This is a genomic window from Mesorhizobium sp. M1142 (assembly GCF_040318565.1).
In the GTDB taxonomy this organism is placed as follows: domain Bacteria; phylum Pseudomonadota; class Alphaproteobacteria; order Rhizobiales; family Rhizobiaceae; genus Mesorhizobium.
In genome coordinates this window covers 63,757-79,226 of the sequence record NZ_JAMYMK010000009.1, presented here as the reverse complement: position 1 = coordinate 79,226, position 15,470 = coordinate 63,757, and the positions used below count along the sequence as shown (strand labels likewise).

Below are 15,470 nucleotides of genomic sequence, written 5' to 3'. Positions count from 1 at the left end.
CTCACCAGGCCGGAAAAGCAGCCGATTTGCCCGGCCGCGCAGTTGCATTGGCAACGTTACCGACTATATTCCGGCCAAATTTGGCGGGGCCGTCAAATTCCCAGAACGGTTTGCGGCTGTTTTTAAAATTCAGGAGTACCTCGATGTTCGTGACACCGGCATACGCCCAAGGCATCGGCGGGGACTCGTCCGCAATGTTTATCCAGATCGTGCCGTTTGCTCTGATTTTCGTGATCATGTATTTTCTGATCATCCGGCCGCAGCGCACGCAGCTGAAGAAGCGCGGCGAGATGCTGGCGGCGGTTCGCCGTGGCGACACCGTCGTCACCGGCGGCGGCTTTGTCGGCAAGGTGACCAAGGTCATCGACGACAACGAGCTCGAGATCGATCTCGGCGGTGGCACCAAGGTGACGGCGCTGCGATCGACGATCGCCGACGTGCGCGTCAAGGGCGAGCCGGTGGCGAACCAGAACGCCAAGAAATAACCGAATTGTCGGCGGAACGATCCGCGGGCAGGGCTCTGACGAACGACGGCATATGTTCCACCTTTGGCGCCTGAAGATGATCCTGAAGTGGCTTGCCTTGGCCGGCACGGTTGTCTTCCACGCGACTAATATCTTCGCCGCCGGTTTGCATACCACGCGACCCGAATGGCTTGCCGAAAGCCAGTCAATAGTTGAAGCAAGCCAGCAAGATGGTCCACACATCCTGCTCAGGTTGGATGTGACCGACGTGATCGAGGGCCGGCTGAAAGCGACACGCGACGAGGTCCGGTCGCTGCTACGCGAAGCAAGGATCGGCTATACCGGCCTTGCCAGTTCGGCTCGGACCGTTCAGGTGCACATAACAGATCCGGCTCAGCTTGACCTCGCCAAGGCGGCAATCAAAACGGTGACCGATCCTGTCGCGGACAGCGGCGTCCAGGAAATGACCCTGGACGACAGTGAGCCCGGCCTGCTCAAATTCACCGTAACGGATGCAGGTTTGAAGTATCGAACTTCGGCCGCGCTTGCACAGTCGGTTGAAGTCATCAAAGATCGTATCCGCGACCTGGGCGCCACCCACCCGGTGGTTCGGTCAACGAATGAAGACGGCATATTGGTCCGCACGTCGGGCGTTGCCGATCCGCAAAGGCTAGGACAAATTCTCACCCGGCCCGGTCACCTGAGCTTCCAACTCGTTGATCTGTCGATGCCAGTCGACGAGGCAATCAGCGGCCGCCCGCTCGTCGGCTCGGCGGTTTTTTATTCGATGGACGATCCTCCGGTTCCCTACTTGATCGAAAATCGGGTTATCCTTTCAGGTAAAAATGTGCTGGATGCGCAAGCAACCCGCAATTTGGCGACCGATGAACGCGTCGTCTCATTCCGGCTTGATTCCCGGGGTACGGCGCGTTTCAAATGGGCTACGACGCAATATATCGGCAAGCCGTTTGCGGTTATATTAGACGATAAGGTTATTTCGGCGCCTGTTATCCGAGAGCCCATTGAAGGCGGCACCGGTCAGATATCGGGAAATTTCACCGCTGAAAGCGCCAATGACCTCGCCCTGCTGCTGCGCACCGGCCCCTTGCCAGCAAGATTGACAATCGCCGAGGAAGCACGATAGGGCCGGCCGTGGTCAGAATTAGAAATATGCCCGCAAACCGACCGATGGCGGAATGCTGCCGCTTGTACGCCTGAACGGATAAGAACTGATGCTTTATTTTTCGCGCTTCAAGATGATCCTGATCTGGCTGGCCGTGGCCGCCACAGTGGTCCTCGCTGCGCCCAACCTTTTTTCCGCCAGCACGCTGGCCAAGTTGCCCGACTGGGTGCCGAAGCGGCAGATGACGCTCGGCCTCGACTTGCAGGGCGGCTCGCACATCCTGCTCAGGATGGATCCGAACGATCTGATCAAGGATCGGCTGGAGACGACGCGCGACGAAATCAGGACGCTGCTGCGCGATGCCAAGATCGGCTATACCGGCCTTTCCGGAACGGGCCGCACGGTGCAGGTCCGCATCACCGATCCCGCACAGATCGACGCTGCCAAGACAGCCTTGAAACCATTGACCAATCCGGTGGCCGCAGGCCTGTTCAGCGGCGGCTCCATCCAGGAGATGACGCTGGATGATTCCGAGCCCGGCCTGCTCAAATTCTCCGTCACCGATGCGGGAATCAAATATCGCACCTCGACGGCGCTGACGCAGGCGATCCAGGTTGTCGAGCGTCGTGTCAACGAACTCGGCACCACCGAGCCGATCGTGCAGCGCCAAGGCGACGACCGTATCCTGGTGCAGGTGCCTGGTCTGCAGGATCCGCAACGGCTGAAGGAAATTCTTGGCCAGACTGCCAAGCTGACCTTCCAGATGGTCGACCAGTCGATGCCGGTGCAGGATGCGCTGAACGGCCGCCCGCCGCCGGGATCCTCGGTGCTGTATTCGCAGGACGACCCGCCGGTTCCGTACCTGATCGAGAACCGCGTCATCGTTTCCGGCGAAAACCTGGTCGATGCCCAGGCGACGTTCAATTCCCAGACCAACGAGCCGGTTGTTTCGTTCCGGTTCGATTCGAAAGGGGCGCAGCGGTTCGGCCAGGCGACGGCACAGAATGTTGGCAAGCTGTTTGCCATCATCCTCGACAATCAGGTGATTTCGGCGCCGCAGATCCGTGAACCGATCCCGGGCGGCACCGGACAGATATCGGGGAATTTCACCGCCGAGAGCGCCAACGATCTCGCCGTGCTGCTGCGCGCCGGCGCCTTGCCAGCGACGCTGACGGTAATCGAAGAGCGGACGGTGGGGCCGGGACTTGGCCAGGACTCCATCCATGCCGGCAAGGTCGCCGGCATCATCGGGTCGATCCTGGTGGTGGCATTCATGTTCGTCGCCTACGGTTTCCTCGGCTTCCTCGCCAACATCGCGCTGGCGGTGCATGTGGCGATGATCGTCGGGCTGCTGTCGCTGCTTGGAGCGACACTGACCCTACCCGGTATCGCCGGTATCGTGCTGACCATCGGCATGGCGGTCGATTCGAACGTTCTCATCTATGAACGCATCCGCGAGGAGCGACGTGCCGGCCGCTCGGTCATTCAGGCAATCGATACCGGTTTCAGCAAGGCGCTGGCGACCATCGTCGATTCCAACGTGACCTCACTGATCGCGACCGTGGTGCTGTTCTGGCTCGGAACCGGGCCGGTGAAGGGCTTTGCCGTCACCTATGCCATCGGCATCCTGACCACGGTCTTCACCGCCTTCACCTTCACACGCCTGCTCGTGTCGATCTGGCTTCGCCGCGCCCGTCCGAAGGAGTTGCCGCGGGCGCCTGTGACGTTCATTCCACCAGGCACGAAAATTCCGTTCATGGGTATCCGGCGCTGGACGTTCACACTGTCCAGCGTGCTTTCGGTGCTGTCGGTCATCGGCTTCATGACCATCGACATAAATTACGGCATCGATTTCAAGGGCGGCTCACTGATCGAGGTGCAGTCCAAGGTCGGCAATGCCGATCTGGCCGACATCCGCGGCAGGCTGACGGAACTTAATATCGGCGAGGTGCAGGTTCAGCAGTTCGGCGAACCGAACGACGTGCTGATCCGCGTCGGCACGCAGGCGGGCGGCGAGAACGCTGAGCAGACCGTCATCGACAAGGTGCGCGGCGAGCTGCAGGATCAGTATGATTTCCGCCGCGTCGAAGTGGTGGGGCCGACGGTCTCGGGCGAGCTTGCCAAGCAAGGCACCATCGCCATGCTTATCGCGCTGCTCGGCATCCTGATCTATGTCTGGTTCCGCTTCGAATGGCAGTTCGCGGTCGGCGCCATCGTTGCGACCGTGCACGACGTGGTCATGACGATCGGCTTCTTCGTTATCACCGGCCTGGAATTCAACCAGTCGTCGCTGGCGGCGATCCTTACCATCATCGGTTATTCGCTCAACGACACCATCGTCGTCTATGACCGCGTTCGCGAGGATCTGCGAAAATACAAGCGAATGCCGCTGCCGCAACTGCTGAACAACGCCATCAACGAGACGCTGTCGAGGACGACGCTGACCTCGGTGACGACGATCCTGGCGTTGCTGGCGCTGGTGCTGTTCGGCGGCGAGGTGATCCGCTCGTTCACCATGGCGATGCTGTTCGGCGTCGTGTTCGGCACCTATTCGTCGATCTTTATCGCCGCGCCACTGCTTATCCTGTTCAAGCTGCGGCCGCAGGCCACAGCGTCCGATGAGGAAAAGCCGGTGGGCGGCGGCAAAGCCATAGCTACCTGACGGCTTGCCTCAAAAGTGGCCAAGGGCATCGTCATCCGCGAGGCGCATTTCCCGGGCCGCGCACCGATCGAGGCTTACGGCAATGGCGGTTTCCGCTTTGCCGACATGTCGCATCGCGGCTCGCTGCTGTGCCTGCCTTCGGGCATCTATGGCTGGGAGCCGGCCGATCCGTTGGCGCTGACGGCAGCGGATTTCGCCAAGCTGTTCAACGAGGCCGCCAAGGTTGAGATCCTGCTGGTTGGCAGCGGCAAGGATCTGAGACCATTGCCTGCCGCGCTGCGTACGGCACTGAAAGAAGCGGGCATTTCCGCCGATCCGATGTCGACGGGGGCGGCGGTGCGGACCTATAATGTGCTGCTGGCGGAAGATCGCGCCGTGGCCGCAGCGCTCATCGCCGTCGACTGACGTGGCCGAAAACACCAAACTCGTCATGGAGACGGTGCGTGCCGCCGACCATGACCGCTATCTCAGCGTGCTCTATGCGCCCGAGAACAAGCGTGACGCGCTGTTTTCGCTCTATGCCTTCAACGCCGAAATCGCCGGCGTACGCGATCGCATCCACGAGGCGCTGCCGGGCGAGGTGCGGCTGCAATGGTGGCGCGACGTCATCGCCGCCGAAGAGGATCGGACTCAGATCGGCCATCCCGTGGCGGACGCGCTGAGGACGGCGATTTCCGCTCACCGCCTGCCTAAGGCCGCTTTCGACAATATGCTCGAAGCGCGCATCTTCGATCTCTATGACGATCCGATGCCGTCACGCACCGACCTCGAAGGCTATTGCGGCGAGACTGCCGCAGCACTCATCCAGCTTGCGGCGATGGTGCTCGATCCGGTCCAAGCGCCGCGCTTTGCCGATCTTGCCGGCAGGGCAGGTTGTGCGCAGGCGATGACCGGTCTCCTGCTTCTGCTGCCGCTGCATCGCAAGCGGGGACAGTGCTTTGTCCCGGCCGATATTTTGGCTGCGGCGGGATCGTCGCCGCAAGAGTTCGTTACAGGTGACGGCGGGCCGGGCGCGGAACGCGCGGTCGCCGCGATGATCGCGCTGGCACGCGAGCATCTTTCCGCTTTCGAGCAGGGGGCGTTCGCTCTGCCGGTTTCACTGCGCCCGGCCTTTCTGCCGCTGGCTCTGACGCGCGCCTATCTCGACCAGATGGACGGCTCCCGCCATTCACCGCTTGATGGCGCGGTACGGCTTTCGGCCTTGCGCCGGCATTGGCTCTTGTTCCGGCGTGCGACGCAAGGCTGGCCGGCTGTGTGAAGGCTGATTGCTAATGAGGAAATCCGGCCTGCGGCGAGCATCGGCCCGGCTGAGTAGTTTCCATCATGATGGATCACTTGATCCGCCATCGCGCATCAGCATTTCATAGTCGCGACCGCCATAGAAGATGTTGACGATGCGGACGACATCATCGTCGACAACATAGGCGGGTGATAGCCGAGTGCTCGAACGGCACCGTTCGCAATCCTGGCGCAATGTCGCCGCGCGGCTGGCCGCCACGCGGTGCATTGCCGATGTTTTGACATCGATCTTCGATGCGCAGGACGATTTCAATGCAACGTCAGGATTTCCACCAGTCTCAACAATATGCCGGAAAATATCGGCCAAATTATTTTGGGCGTCTTCGCGATATTCGACCTCAAGGCGCCGAATCATCGGCGCGGCTCGAATACTGCGCGACGAATTCCCTAAGACGGGCACGAACTTCTTCGCCTGAAAGGTTTGGCCTTGTGTCCTCGATCGAGGCCTTCACGCGCGCCCGGATCGAGGCCATGCGCTCGGCATGTTCTTCCTCTTCGCGCTGGAAGGCGCGAAGAGCCGCGCGGACGACCTCGCTCGCCGATCCGTAGGAGCCGTCCTCGACCTTTTCGCGGATCATTCGCGCCATGGCGGGTGTTACGGTGACGGACGGTTTCTCAGCGGATTCCATGGGATTTGGCTCGCGATACAAAGTAGGATATTATCCTACTTCTCCGCCGCGAAATCCGCAAAAACCGAGATCTATTCCGCAGCTTGCGCTGTTGCAGGCAGCCCCAGCCATTCGCGGCAGTCGGCGAGCGCGCGCGATGTCACCGCGTGCCGCTTGGCGACCGTCTTGTCCTTGCCGCGCAGCCGCTTGCCTTCGATCTTTGGCGCCTCCACGGGCGGGAACAGGCCGAAATTGACATTCATTGGCTGGAAAGAGCGCTTTCCCGGCTCGTCGTCAGAGACAATATGGCCACCAGTGATGTGGTTGAGCAGCGCGCCGAAAGCGGTGGTCAAGGGCGGCAGGGACGGCGCATGGCCAAGCCTTTCGGCGGCGGCGAAACGCCCGGCGAGCAGGCCGATGGCGGCACTCTCGACATAGCCCTCACAGCCGGTGATCTGGCCGGCAAAACGCAAGCCGGGCCGCGACTTCAACTGCAGCGAAGCGTCGAGCAGCGTCGGCGAATTGATGTAGGTGTTGCGGTGCAGGCCACCGAGGCGGGCGAATTCGGCGTGTTCCAGCCCGGGAATGGTGCGGAATATGCGCACCTGCTCGGCGTGCTTCAGCTTGGTCTGGAAGCCGACCATGTTATAGAGCGTGCCCAGCGCATTGTCCTGGCGAAGCTGAACGACGGCATACGCCTTTACAGACGGATTATGCGCATCGGTCAGTCCCATCGGCTTCATCGGCCCGTAGCGCAACGTCTCGACGCCGCGCTCGGCCATCACCTCGATCGGCAGGCAGCCGTCGAAATAGGGCGTGCCTTCCCACTGCTTGAATTCGGTTTTCTGGCCGTCGACCAGCGCCTGCACGAAGGCAAGGTACTGCTCCTTGTCCATCGGGCAGTTGATGTAATCCTTGCCGGTGCCGCCGGGGCCGACCTTGTCGTAGCGCGACTGGAACCAGCAGATGTCCATGTCAATCGTGTCGAAATGGACGATCGGCGCGATGGCGTCGAAAAAGGCGAGCGCGTCGGCGCCGGTCGCTTCCGCGATCGACTGGGCGAGCGACGGCGCGGTCAGTGGACCGGTGGCAACGATCGCCTGGTCCCACTCCGCCGGCGGCAGGCCGGGCACTTCCTCACGCTGGATGGTGATGAGCGGGTGGGCTTCGAGCGTTCTGGTCACCGCTTCGGAAAACCCGTCGCGGTCAACGGCAAGCGCACCGCCGGCCGGCACCTGATGCGCGTCGCCGGCGCTCATGATCAGCGAACCGGCGAGCCGCATTTCGGCATGCAGCAGGCCGACGGCATTGGTTTGCGCATCGTCGGAGCGGAAGGAATTGGAACAGACGAGCTCGGCCAGCCCGTCGGTCTTGTGCGCGTCGGTACCGCGGACGGGACGCATTTCATGCAGGACAACGGGAACGCCGGCTTCGGCCGCCTGCCAGGCGGCTTCGGAGCCGGCGAGACCGCCGCCGATGACGTGAATGGGATTTTTGCTCATGAGCGCCGAAATAGTCGCTTGGCGCAAGGATTGCAATTGCATGGCTGACGGGGGAAGCCGCCCCAAAAACAACAACACCCGCCGGGGGAGGAGGTCCGGCGGGTGTCGTTTTGTTGGTCGATCCTCGGGAGGAGGTGAAGATCGACCGTATTCGTCATTGCCGGGGAGGAGGTCGGCTTTGACGAAATTCTTTTCGCCATTTGAAGGGCGCGAAACCCTTTTAGAAACAACCTGGAAACAGCGCCCGCCGGGGGAGGAGGTCCGGCGGGCGCCGTTTTTGTGGTCAACCCTCGGGAGGAGGTGAAGGCTGACCGTATCCGTCAGGGTCGGGGAGGAGGTCGACCCTGGCGAAATTCTTGTGGTTAGATCGCCCTGCGGGCGACCATCTTGATCTCGTCGCGGACGATGCCGAGATCGTTGAGCTGGCGGTTCGACAGGCGACCCAGCTCGGTAACCGTCTCGCGGTAGACGCGCCAGTTACGATAGTTGCGGATCAGGTTCATTGTCGTTCTCTTTTCAAAACTGGTTCGGACCATTTGCGGCCCGAAGGATTAGACCGACTTGCGGGCGACGTAGTGAATGTCGCTGCGGCTGATGCCGAGATCGGTCAGTTCACGGGTGCTCAGGCGGCTCAGCTCGGACACGGTGTCCCTATAGCGGCGCCAGTTGCGATAGTTGCGGATCAGGTTCATGGTAGTCTCGTTTCGTCTTTCTTTCGGATCATTCCGTCTTTGTGTGCACCGTGAAAATAGGTGGGGTCATATCGATTTAAAAGCGCTATTGGTGCATGGCAGCAATGCAATTTGTGCAATGCAACATTAACGCGCGTCCGGTTTTCCGCCCAGATCGGAAAAATGCCGTTAGGTCAAACGCTTGGCCGGACAAGCTAAAAGGACCAAGCAGAGGGGAGGGGCATGGCGGGCTATTCGTCACGGGTCAGGTCGGATATCGCACGATGGCAACAGGCCGGCCTGATCGATGCGCCGACAGCCGTTGCGCTGACGCGCGACGTCGAGGCAAACGAACGCAAATCGCTGAGTTTCGGCTCGATCCTGGCGATGATGGCGGCGCTGCTGTTCGGCGCCGCTATCCTCATCTTCATCGCCGCCAACTGGGAAGTCATCCCGCGGTTGGTGCGGGTCGCGGCACTTTTTGCCGTTATCCTTGCCGGCTATGTCGGCGGGGCGGTGCTGAAGATGCGCGACCATGCGGCGATCGGCGAGGCGCTGTGGATCGTCGCGGCAGCAGCGTTCGGCGGATCGATCGCGCTGATCGGCCAGATGTATCATTTGTCGGGCGACGAGGCCTCGGCCTTGATCACCTGGGGCGCCGGTACGGCGCTGGCGGCGGTGGCGCTGCGTTCAAACCCGCTGACCGTCGCTGCCGTCGGCATCGCCGATGCCTGGCTGTTCCTGAGAGGGTTCGACTACTTCCGGCGCACGGAATTTCCGCATCTCTTCGTGGTCATGGCGCTAATTCTGTTCGCCGTTTCGTTCTGGACGCGCAGCCAGGCGGCGCGCCACCTGATCATCCTGTCGGTCCTTTTCTACCTCGTGCTGTTGGCCATGGAATATGACACGCTGCACGTCGCCATCCCGCTCGTTGCCGCATCGGTGCTGCTTTTTACCGCTGCGATCTTTGCTGCCGGGCCGGTCGAGAGGGTTTTGCAACTCGGCGGCAGGTTGCCCTTGCACGCGCTGATCGGCTTTCTCACCGGCCTGGCGATGATCCAATTCGAACTGGCGGATGAAAGCAGCTACAATGGCGGCTTCGCCATTGCCTCGGCTGTTGCGCTGGCCGGCATCGTCGCGGCGATCGTGCTGGGCGGCCGCGAGAGCCGGGGACTGCGCTGGGTTGCTTATGCGGGCTTCGCCTTCGAACTCGCCATCATTTATGTGGTGATGCTGCAATCAATGCTCGACACGGCAGGCTTCTTGCTTGCGGCGGCGGTACTTCTCGCCGTTCTTGCTTTCATTATCATCCGCATAGAAAAGCGCATGAACGCCTCGAACATGACAGGAGCGGCGGCATGATGACCGGCAAAAGACTGATCATCTCGGCGCTGGTCCTGGCGCTCGTCCAGATCGGCTTTCTGAGCTGGATCATCGCCGGACGCGCGGCGATCCTGCGCGATGGCAAGCAGGTCCTGCTCAGGGTCGAGCCGATCGATCCGCGCGATCTCTTGCGCGGTGACTACATTCTGCTCGGCTACGATATTTCGCGCATACCGGTGAAACTGATCGGCAACATTCCGGCCGGCAAGCTTTCCAGCGAGGAAACGTCGATCGTGGTCAGGCTGAAGCAGGGCGCCGATGGCTATTGGGGGCCGACCGCGGCTTGGTTCGGGCAAGCGCCGGCGCCGGCAGCATCCGGTGAAGCCGATATCGTCGGACACGTCTCCGAGGGCTGGGATATCAGCCAGGGAGCAACGACGATCGCGCCGGAGTACGGCATCGAGCGCTTCTATCTGCCGAAAGGCGAGGGGATAGCGATCCAGAACGACATGCGGGTGCGGCCGTTCGGCATCCGCGTGGCGATCGCGGCCAACGGCACGGCGCAGATCAAGGCGCTGGTGGACGGCGACAAGACACTGTTCGAGGAGCCGCTTTATTAGATCGCTACTGCCTTGCCAATGACCCTCCTTCGCCAGGGCTTCGGAGGAGCTTCGAGTGGCCTGCCACCCGAAGCTCGAAGAGCGAAGGGTGGTGCGGATGAAGGGACCAACTGGACCAATAAAATCAATCACCTGAGCGCGAACGCTGTAAAACGGTACTGTAAATCGACCCGCTGATATAACCGTTGCTATATTTCATAGTCTGACGTTTTCACCCTAAAAGTGAAAGCAATATCAAAGGCTTACGGGAATCTCTTCCTAGACTTTCGGGCGGCGCGCCAGTATGATGATGTCGCGGCCCTAAAAGCAAAAGGCCGCCCGGCTCGCAACCGGACGACCTTGATTTTTCAACACAAGAAAGAATAGCCGTGACTATACATCATAGCATCTCGCAAGTGCAAGCCCTAAATCTCGACCTTTCCGACATCCTGGGCGATGTCGTCCCGCAAATCACGACCAATTTTGAAGCCGCACTCGACCTTGCAAGGCGAGGCTTAAACGTCTTTCCAATCACGTTGAAGGAGCATGGCGGCTGGACGCCAATCCTAGGCTGGCAAGAGGCAGCAACGTGCGACCTGGCCAAAGTGCGCGCTTGGTGGCAGCGCGAATATCCAGGCGCCCGTGTCGGGCTGCCAACGGGCAAGAAAAACGGCATTGTCGCATTAGATATCGACCGCAAGAACGGCAAGGATGGCTTCGCGGCGCTTCGCGCATTGGGTTTCGATTCCGATGCGTTATCGCCTGTCACGACGCGCACACCCAGCGGCGGCGCGCATTTGTTTTTTGCTTATAGTGACGGCCTGAAAAATTCCGTCAGCAAGATCGCGACCGGTCTCGACGTACGATCTGAAGGCGGGTTTGTCGTCGCGCCCGGCAGTTTCAAGGACGGGACGCGTTACGATCCTATCGGCGCGACTTTGGGCGAAGCTGATCTTCCCGCATTCCCTGACACGCTGCGACCGGTTGCCGAGCGCGAGCGCGATCCTGTCGACGTGATAAAGACCGCCAGTGAGCAACAGCGGGCATGGGCCGAATCCCACCTAGCGAAGCTAGTTGACGACCTGGGCGAGATGGGCGACGGCGACGGCCGCAACACGACCTTGAATGACGCTGCCATGTGGGCAGGCGGTGCAGCTGCGCATGGTATGATCGATCGCGAGTCCGCTTCTGCCGCCCTATGGGCCGCGTGTGAGCGCAACGGCCTGCGGCGGCGGGAATTCGAAAGCACGTTCGAAAGCGGATGGGAGGCCGGCTTACGCAAGCCCATTGGCGATTTCCCGCGCGAAGTTTTGGCCGATGATTTTGACGACTTGCCCGACGATCCTAACAACCTCTCCGACATCCTGGGCGACGATCGGAAGCCGGAATCATATGCGCTGGACGAAGATGGAGTCATTCGCGCCTTCACCACTCGCCACAAGGGTGAACTGCTTTTCGATCACCACGCTGGCCGCTGGTTTCGATTCGACGGCAACGTGTGGCGCCGTGAAGAAACAAAGTTGGCGCATCACTATGCGCGCGCACTGTCGACCAAGTTCGCAAAGGCTGATCCCAAGGCAAAGGCGCTGAATCGCGTATCGACATGGGAAGCGATTGAACGCGGCGCGCGGACGGTGCGGGAATTCGCTTGCACGTCCGACATCTGGAATCGTGATCACTGGCTGCTAGGCACACCGGGCGGTACTGTCGACCTGCGCACCGGGCGCTTGCGTCCAGGCAGGCCAGATGACCGCATCAGCCGCCTTACTGCCGCCGCGCCTGTCGATCTGGCATCATTCGACCCGACGCGCCACTGCCCGCTATGGATGAGCTTCCTCGACCAGGCGCTAGGCGGCGACGCGGCGGCTATCCGCTTCCTTCAGCAATGGGGCGGCTACAGCCTAACCGGTGACACGCGGGAGCAAGTCTTGCTCTTTGTTTATGGGCCGGGCGGATCAGGCAAAGGAACGGCGATCAACACCATTGGCGACGTGCTGAGCGAATATGCCGTCAACATCGCAATGGAAACGCTCACGGCCGCGAAACACGATCGCCATCCTACTGAGATCGCGCGGCTTCACGGCGCACGCATGGCGCGTGCCTCCGAGACTGAAAAAGGCCGCGCTTGGGCTGAAAACAGGATCAAGACGCTAACCGGGCAAGACACGGTGACGGCGCGATTCATGCGCCAAGACGATTTCGAATTCATGCCCGAATTCAAGCTGACGATCTTCGGCAACAACCGCCCAAGTTTGCGAGATGTGGACGCGGCTATCCGTCGCCGCTTTATGGTGCTGCCGTTCGATCACCCGCCCGCAAAAAAGGACGTGACTCTACCTGAGCGGCTTAGGGGCGAATGGTCGGGCATTCTCTCGTGGCTGATACAAGGCTGCCTCGATTGGCAGCGCAATGGCCTTGTGCGACCCGCTATCGTAGATCGTGCGACCGACGACTATTTCGCCGAACAGGACACGTTCGGGCAGTGGGTAGCCGAGTGCTGCGAGACTGGCCCACGCGTGGCCGATAGCGCGTCAAGCCTGTGGGATTCGTGGCGCATGTATGCTGCGAGCAACAGCGAAGACCCGGGCAGCAAGAAACGGACATTCCCCGAGACGCTACAACAGCGCGGCTTTGAGAAGCTGGACGGTGAGCACGGCATTCGCGGAAAAGGTTATCGCGGCATCCGCGTGATCGAACGTGATCCATTTACGGAGGCTTGAAACATGGGAAATGCGATCATTCCTAATCTGCCTCTACTGCCTCTACTGATCCGGTTAACGCGCTACGCGGGCGCGCACACACATAAGGCCCTCATACGGATGACTGGAGGCAGTAGAGGCAGAATCGATCCTGTCCCATTTCCCTCGGCGCGGGTCCCTCCCATGGGCGGCCCGGTGCGGGGGTCTCAGACCGCGAAAGAAATCTCTCTGCAGAAATTTTCACAATTGGATTGCCGAAATGGAATACGATCTAACTGACCTCTTGGGCGACGACCCGCCCACATCTGCCGGCCTTCCGGTGACGGTTCACGAAAGTCAACTTGCCGGCTTGCTCGGGATTTCCCGGCAGCGCCTGGCGGACCTCGCTCGCTCAGAGATCGTCATTAAGACAGGTCGTGCGGAATACGATCTGCCGGCTTCAATCAAAGCCTATTGCGCGCATCTGCGCTTGCACGCTGGCAGGGCCGGCCGCCCGAGCGAAGGCGGCGACGTGCTGAAGGCTGAGCGCTTGCGGCTGACCAAGGCACAGGCGGAAGCGCAAGAGGCGAAGAACCGGCTAGCAGCCGGCGAGACGGTCAGCGCCGCAGCCGTCAACCGCGAATGGCAAACGATCCTGCGGGACATCCGGGCTGCCGTCCTGGCAGTCCCTAGCCGCTACGGCGCAACCATGCCGCACCTGACGGCAAACGATGTTGCCGCGCTCGATCGTGAGATACGGGCCGCGCTGGAAGGTCTCGCCAATGGAAACGCTTGATCGCATCCGGCGCGAGGCGCTGGAAGTCCTGCGGCCGCCCGTGCACATGCCGCTGGCCGACTGGATCGAAAGCAACATCTTCCTGCCGTCGACCGCTTCCGCCACGCCTGGCAGGATGCGCTTGTACGCCTATCAGCGCGGCATTTGCGAGGCGCTGGACGATCCCGAGACATCGGAGATCGTGATCCAGAAATCAGCCCGTATCGGCTTTACGGCGCTGCTAGCTGGCTACGTCGGGCACGTCGTCTCGACTGCACCCGCGCCAATTCTCGCAACGCAACCGACGACCGACGACTCCCGCGCTTTCAGCGTCGACATCGAAGCACTGTTTGAAGCTTCGCCCGCAATCCGGGGGCTAATTTCCGACGACGCGGACGAGTCGGGCCGCTCGACCATGATGCGGCGGCTGTATCCAGGCGGGAGTCTGGAATTCCTGTCAGCCTCCAGCCCGCGCGCTTTTCGCCGCAAGCTGGGCAAGGTGATTATCGCAGACGAGGTGGACGCCTATGCTCCGACCGAAGAAGGTTCAGTGTTGGACCTCTTGCGGATGCGCAGCCAAACCTACCGCGACCGGAAGATGGTTTTCGGTGGCACCCCGATTTTCGATCATGGGCCGGTCACACGGCTTTATGACGCGTCCGACAAGCGCATTTTCGAAATTCGTTGCCTGTCCTGCCGAGAGCACTTCGAACTGAAATGGCAGCATGTGTGGTGGGATGAGGGTAAGCCGGAAACGGCTCATGTTATCTGCCCGGAAAATGGATGCATCATCGAAGAAAAACACAAGATGCAGGCGGTACAGGGAGGCCGCTGGCGCGCAACGGCGCCGGAAGTGACAGGACGGGCCGGCTTTCGCATCAACTCGCTTGTGAGCCCGCATTTCAACGCTCGCTGGTCGACGCTGGCAGCGGAATTCCTGCAAGCCAAGCGGACACCCGAAACGCTGCAGACGTTCACCAACCTTGTCTTGGGCGAGCCGTGGCGCACGGAAGGCGAGGACTTTGACGAGCATGAACTATTTGGCCGGCGCGAAGCCTTCAGTCTCGAAAGCCTGCCCGATGACGTTTTGTGGATCACTGCCGGCATTGACTGTCAGGACGATCGGCTGGAAGCCGTCATTTGCGGCCATGGGCAGACCGATCTGCACATACTCGACCATCGCGTTTTTTGGGGCAATATCGACAGCGATGCGGTTTGGTCAGAACTGGACTCGATGTTGCGCGAGACTTGGAAGCATCCGCGCGGTGCAACGATCGGAATCAGCGCGGCTTGCGTCGACTCGGGTGACGGCGGGCATACTGAGCTAGTGAACGCCTTCACACGGCCGCGCTTCGGCCGGCGCGTCGTGTCGATCAAGGGCGTTTCAGGCTTCTCCCGTTCCTTCCTGCAAAAGTCTGGCAGTCAGCACCTTTGGCTGGTCGGATCGGATGCCATCAAATCGAATTTGTTTGCCCGGCTATCACGCGCTACGGGAGTACGATTCGGCGAAGACCTGCAGCCGATCTATTTCGAGCAATTGACTTCGGAAAGGCGCGTTGTGCGCTATACCAGGGGGCAGCCGGTGGCGCGCTTTGAGCGCAACAAAGGCGCCCGAGCCGAGTCCTTGGATGCGACCGTCTACGCATGGGCCGCGCGACTGCTGATAAATCAGAATGCCGAGCGGCGCGGCGAGGAATTGCGTTCTCTTGCCGCGCCGAAGAAAATGGTATCCGTGATTCGAAGCAAATGGTTGAACGGCGAATAAA

The 15,470-nt window shown here is 60.9% G+C and carries 15 protein-coding genes; 10 read left to right on the top strand and 5 right to left on the bottom strand.

The genetic code is table 11. From position 1 onward, the window contains the following. Positions 1-143 precede the first annotated feature (143 nt). The 5 genes from yajC to NKH42_RS16585 all read left to right on the top strand — a co-directional run bounded on the left by yajC (position 144) and on the right by NKH42_RS16585 (position 5,507). On the top strand, positions 144-485 hold the full coding sequence (yajC, locus tag NKH42_RS16605; RefSeq protein WP_254818328.1) for a preprotein translocase subunit YajC: 342 nt from the start codon (positions 144-146) through the stop codon (positions 483-485). A 76-nt stretch (positions 486-561) separates the two neighbouring features. Continuing rightward, on the top strand, positions 562-1,608 hold the full coding sequence (locus NKH42_RS16600; protein WP_352751299.1) for a SecDF P1 head subdomain-containing protein: 1,047 nt from the start codon (positions 562-564) through the stop codon (positions 1,606-1,608). Positions 1,609-1,696: 88 nt separating this feature from the next. Continuing rightward, positions 1,697-4,249: a protein translocase subunit SecDF gene (gene secDF, locus NKH42_RS16595; protein WP_352505853.1), complete on the top strand. Its 2,553-nt coding sequence runs from the start codon at positions 1,697-1,699 to the stop codon at positions 4,247-4,249. Between the two features lie 15 nt (positions 4,250-4,264). Continuing rightward, a complete protein-coding gene (locus tag NKH42_RS16590; protein WP_352505854.1) occupies positions 4,265-4,654 on the top strand; it encodes an Mth938-like domain-containing protein in 390 nt (129 codons plus the stop codon). 25 nt (positions 4,655-4,679) lie between these two features. Then, positions 4,680-5,507: a phytoene/squalene synthase family protein gene (locus NKH42_RS16585; protein WP_502896052.1), complete on the top strand. Its 828-nt coding sequence runs from the start codon at positions 4,680-4,682 to the stop codon at positions 5,505-5,507. A gap of 63 nt (positions 5,508-5,570) precedes the next feature. Here the strand turns inward: NKH42_RS16585 and NKH42_RS16580 are convergent, their stop codons facing one another. The 5 genes from NKH42_RS16580 to NKH42_RS16560 all read right to left on the bottom strand — a co-directional run bounded on the left by NKH42_RS16580 (position 5,571) and on the right by NKH42_RS16560 (position 8,350). Further along, entirely contained in the window at positions 5,571-5,903 is a 333-nt protein-coding gene (locus NKH42_RS16580; protein ID WP_352505856.1) for a type II toxin-antitoxin system RelE/ParE family toxin, read from the bottom strand. Then, positions 5,887-6,177 (bottom strand): type II toxin-antitoxin system ParD family antitoxin, encoded by a 291-nt coding sequence (locus NKH42_RS16575; RefSeq protein WP_352974319.1) that lies wholly within the window; start codon positions 6,175-6,177, stop codon positions 5,887-5,889. The genes NKH42_RS16580 and NKH42_RS16575 overlap by 17 nt, the downstream gene beginning before the upstream one ends. A 71-nt stretch (positions 6,178-6,248) precedes the next feature. Continuing rightward, positions 6,249-7,658 (bottom strand): methylenetetrahydrofolate--tRNA-(uracil(54)-C(5))-methyltransferase (FADH(2)-oxidizing) TrmFO, encoded by a 1,410-nt coding sequence (trmFO, locus tag NKH42_RS16570; RefSeq protein WP_352689951.1) that lies wholly within the window; start codon positions 7,656-7,658, stop codon positions 6,249-6,251. A gap of 362 nt (positions 7,659-8,020) precedes the next feature. Next, positions 8,021-8,161, bottom strand: coding sequence for a DUF1127 domain-containing protein (locus tag NKH42_RS16565; protein ID WP_023678914.1), 141 nt, complete (start codon positions 8,159-8,161; stop codon positions 8,021-8,023). A gap of 48 nt (positions 8,162-8,209) precedes the next feature. Beyond that, a complete protein-coding gene (locus tag NKH42_RS16560) occupies positions 8,210-8,350 on the bottom strand; it encodes a DUF1127 domain-containing protein (protein WP_254818335.1) in 141 nt (46 codons plus the stop codon). A 222-nt stretch (positions 8,351-8,572) separates the two neighbouring features. Between NKH42_RS16560 and NKH42_RS16555 the strand changes: the two genes are divergently transcribed. The 5 genes from NKH42_RS16555 to NKH42_RS16535 all read left to right on the top strand — a co-directional run bounded on the left by NKH42_RS16555 (position 8,573) and on the right by NKH42_RS16535 (position 15,469). Then, positions 8,573-9,691, top strand: coding sequence for a DUF2157 domain-containing protein (locus NKH42_RS16555; protein ID WP_352689952.1), 1,119 nt, complete (start codon positions 8,573-8,575; stop codon positions 9,689-9,691). Then, complete coding sequence (locus tag NKH42_RS16550) at positions 9,688-10,272, top strand: GDYXXLXY domain-containing protein (RefSeq protein WP_352689953.1); 585 nt, start codon at positions 9,688-9,690, stop codon at positions 10,270-10,272. Before NKH42_RS16555 ends, NKH42_RS16550 begins: the two co-directional genes overlap by 4 nt. 395 nt (positions 10,273-10,667) lie before the next feature. After that, on the top strand, positions 10,668-12,971 hold the full coding sequence (locus NKH42_RS16545) for a phage/plasmid primase, P4 family (protein WP_352974317.1): 2,304 nt from the start codon (positions 10,668-10,670) through the stop codon (positions 12,969-12,971). A 238-nt stretch (positions 12,972-13,209) separates the two neighbouring features. Then, positions 13,210-13,725 carry a hypothetical protein gene (locus tag NKH42_RS16540; protein ID WP_352974316.1) on the top strand — a complete coding sequence of 172 codons (516 nt, stop codon included), beginning with the start codon at positions 13,210-13,212 and terminating at the stop codon, positions 13,723-13,725. After that, positions 13,712-15,469 carry a phage terminase large subunit family protein gene (locus NKH42_RS16535; RefSeq protein WP_352974314.1) on the top strand — a complete coding sequence of 586 codons (1,758 nt, stop codon included), beginning with the start codon at positions 13,712-13,714 and terminating at the stop codon, positions 15,467-15,469. Before NKH42_RS16540 ends, NKH42_RS16535 begins: the two co-directional genes overlap by 14 nt. Position 15,470 lies beyond the last annotated feature (1 nt).

What these genes read in the sequence shown, in the direction of transcription:
- yajC (WP_254818328.1), top strand. Translation starts at nt 144, where the DNA reads ATGTTCGTGACACCGGCATACGCCCAAGGCATCGGCGGGGACTCGTCC.
- NKH42_RS16600 (WP_352751299.1), top strand. Translation starts at nt 562, where the DNA reads ATGATCCTGAAGTGGCTTGCCTTGGCCGGCACGGTTGTCTTCCACGCG.
- secDF (WP_352505853.1), top strand. Translation starts at nt 1,697, where the DNA reads ATGCTTTATTTTTCGCGCTTCAAGATGATCCTGATCTGGCTGGCCGTG.
- NKH42_RS16585 (WP_502896052.1), top strand. Translation starts at nt 4,680, where the DNA reads ATGGAGACGGTGCGTGCCGCCGACCATGACCGCTATCTCAGCGTGCTC.
- NKH42_RS16580 (WP_352505856.1), bottom strand. Translation starts at nt 5,903, where the DNA reads ATGATTCGGCGCCTTGAGGTCGAATATCGCGAAGACGCCCAAAATAAT.
- NKH42_RS16575 (WP_352974319.1), bottom strand. Translation starts at nt 6,177, where the DNA reads ATGGAATCCGCTGAGAAACCGTCCGTCACCGTAACACCCGCCATGGCG.
- trmFO (WP_352689951.1), bottom strand. Translation starts at nt 7,658, where the DNA reads ATGAGCAAAAATCCCATTCACGTCATCGGCGGCGGTCTCGCCGGCTCC.
- NKH42_RS16565 (WP_023678914.1), bottom strand. Translation starts at nt 8,161, where the DNA reads ATGAACCTGATCCGCAACTATCGTAACTGGCGCGTCTACCGCGAGACG.
- NKH42_RS16560 (WP_254818335.1), bottom strand. Translation starts at nt 8,350, where the DNA reads ATGAACCTGATCCGCAACTATCGCAACTGGCGCCGCTATAGGGACACC.
- NKH42_RS16555 (WP_352689952.1), top strand. Translation starts at nt 8,573, where the DNA reads ATGGCGGGCTATTCGTCACGGGTCAGGTCGGATATCGCACGATGGCAA.
- NKH42_RS16550 (WP_352689953.1), top strand. Translation starts at nt 9,688, where the DNA reads ATGATGACCGGCAAAAGACTGATCATCTCGGCGCTGGTCCTGGCGCTC.
- NKH42_RS16540 (WP_352974316.1), top strand. Translation starts at nt 13,210, where the DNA reads ATGGAATACGATCTAACTGACCTCTTGGGCGACGACCCGCCCACATCT.
- NKH42_RS16535 (WP_352974314.1), top strand. Translation starts at nt 13,712, where the DNA reads ATGGAAACGCTTGATCGCATCCGGCGCGAGGCGCTGGAAGTCCTGCGG.